General features: G+C 30.6%; 2 protein-coding genes. Both read left to right on the top strand.

What is annotated here, in order from left to right; translation table 11 throughout:
* Positions 1 to 223 (top strand): helix-turn-helix domain-containing protein (locus ACVC2P_RS06455; protein ID WP_452597659.1); only part of this gene is annotated, 223 nt, incomplete at its 5' end.
* 367 nt (positions 224 to 590) lie between these two features.
* The gene (locus ACVC2P_RS06460) at positions 591 to 2363 is read left to right on the top strand and encodes an AMP-dependent synthetase/ligase (protein WP_452597660.1); all 1773 of its coding nucleotides are present in this window, start codon (positions 591 to 593) and stop codon (positions 2361 to 2363) included.
* The last annotated feature ends 68 nt before the right edge of the window (positions 2364 to 2431 follow it).

Genomic DNA, 2431 nt, shown 5'->3' on the forward strand with positions numbered 1-2431 from the left:
AATTGTAGGTGTAACCCCTGGAAAATACATAAAACTCTATCGCTTTTTAAAGTTAATGAGAAAATATGCCAGTAAGCCTATTAAATTTAAAGATTTAATTTTTATGTACGATTATTATGACGAGTCTCATTTTTTAAAAGAATTCAAATTATTCATGAAAGAGTCTCCAAAAGAGTATTTTAAAAAGGATAATACTTTTATGAAAGAATATCTAAAAGAGTAAAAATTACGATTTTTTACATTTGTAATTCTTAAATTCTACATACTTTTACGAAGAATTTGTGCTACATATTTAATCAAATGAAAGTTAAGGGGTTCATTTAAAAACAGTTAGTTATTAAATATATACGAGGAAGCATAAATTTTTGCTATCATTTAATTAGCAGAGGGAGTTATTTTTTAATAACTCCCTTATTTTTGTCATGATTTAAAGTAAATAACGACATTATATAAATAGATAGTTTCCAGACAATTATTAATAACAATATAAAAAAGAGGTGTTGTTATACTACTTTCTTTTTTAATTATCACATTTGATAATCCTTGTATTTTTTATACTTTGCAAGAACATACTAACGTCCTATAAGAGAATGACAGAAATTACACGACTTTTCGATTTTCCCTATTATCAACTAGAAAAACACAATTTAGATGCCGCTTTAGTTACAAAATATAATGGAGAATGGATTAAAACGTCTACTAAAGAATATATAGATAAAGCAAATGCAATGAGTCGCGCACTTTTAAAGTTAGGCGTGCAAAAAAATGATAAAATTGCTGTAATATCTACAACAAATAGAACAGAGTGGAATATAGTAGATATTGGAGTGCTACAAATAGGCGCCCAAAATATTCCAATTTACCCTACCATTTCTGCTGAAGATTATGAGTATGTTTTAAACCATAGCGAATCTATTTACTGTTTCGTATCAGACGAAGAAGTCTTAGCAAAAGTTAATAAAATAAAAGCAAATACAAAACTTAAAGAAGTTTACTGTTTCGACCATATAGAAGGCTGTAAACATTACTCAGAATTATTTGAATTAGGAAAAGAAACTAGCAATCAAGCAGAAGTAGACGCAAGAAAAGATGCCGTTACTCCAGACGATTTAGCAACAATTATATACACCTCTGGTACTACAGGAAAACCAAAAGGAGTAATGTTGTCTCATGATAATATTACAAGTAATGTTTTAAACAGTATACCAAGATTACCACTATCTCATGGTAACCCAAGAGTATTAAGTTTTTTACCTATTTGTCATGTTTTCGAGCGTGTGTTAATATATGTATATCAACATGCAGGAGTTTCTATATACTTTGCAGAAGGCATAGATAAAATTGGAGATAATGCCAAAGAAATAAAACCTAATTTAATGAGTGTTGTACCTAGGCTACTAGAAAAAGTGTATGACAAAATTTATGCTAAAGGAACTGAGTTAACAGGTATAAAAAGTAAACTCTTTCATTGGGCAATAGCATTAGGAGAACAATGGGAACCTTATGGTAAAAACGGAGCATGGTATGAGTTTAAACTAAAAATTGCAAATAAATTAATATTTAGTAAATGGCGAGAAGCACTTGGAGGAGAATTAACAACAATGGTTTCTGGTAGTGCCGCTTTACAGCCTAGATTATCTAGAATATTCTGTGCAGCAAAAATGCAAGTTATGGAAGGCTATGGTTTAACCGAAACCTCTCCTGTTGTATCCGTTGGAAAATACGCAGATAATATGTTTAAAATTGGTGCTGTAGGAAAACCTATTGATGGTGTAGAAGTTAAAGTCGCAGAAGATGGCGAACTACTTATAAAAGGTAGAAATGTAATGAAAGGCTACTATAAGGACCCTGAAAAAACGGCTAGTGTAATGACGGGAGATTACTTCCATACAGGAGATAAAGGTATGATAGATGAAGACGGTTTCCTTAAAATAACTGGTCGTAAAAAGGAAATGTTTAAAACATCTGGAGGAAAATATGTTATCCCTACCCTACTAGAAAACGATTTAAAACAATCTTTATTTATAGAACAAATTATGGTAGTTGGAGAAGGAGAAAAAATGCCTGCCGCTATCATACAACCTAACTTTGAGTTTATAAAAGATTGGATAGATAAAAAAGGACATCACATAGGAAAATCTAACGAAGAGATATCGGCATCTCAATTAGTAATAGACAGAATTCAAAAAGAAGTAGACTCTTGTAATACCAAGTTTGGAAAATGGGAACAAATTAAACGTTTCGAGTTAACGCCAGATGTATGGTCTATAGATGGAGGGCACCTAACCCCTACCATGAAGATGAAACGAAATATTATTAAAGAAATATATAAAGATCTTTATGAGAAAATTTATCGTCCATAAACACTTTTAAAATAAACAATAAAACTCACTCTAAAAAAGGGTGAGTTTTTGTTTATAACCAATTTTAG

The sequence above is a fragment of the Pontimicrobium sp. MEBiC01747 genome (assembly GCF_053601635.1).

Excerpts from the sequence above, each read along its gene's own strand:
- ACVC2P_RS06460 (WP_452597660.1), top strand. The coding sequence starts at position 591 with ATGACAGAAATTACACGACTTTTCGATTTTCCCTATTATCAACTAGAA.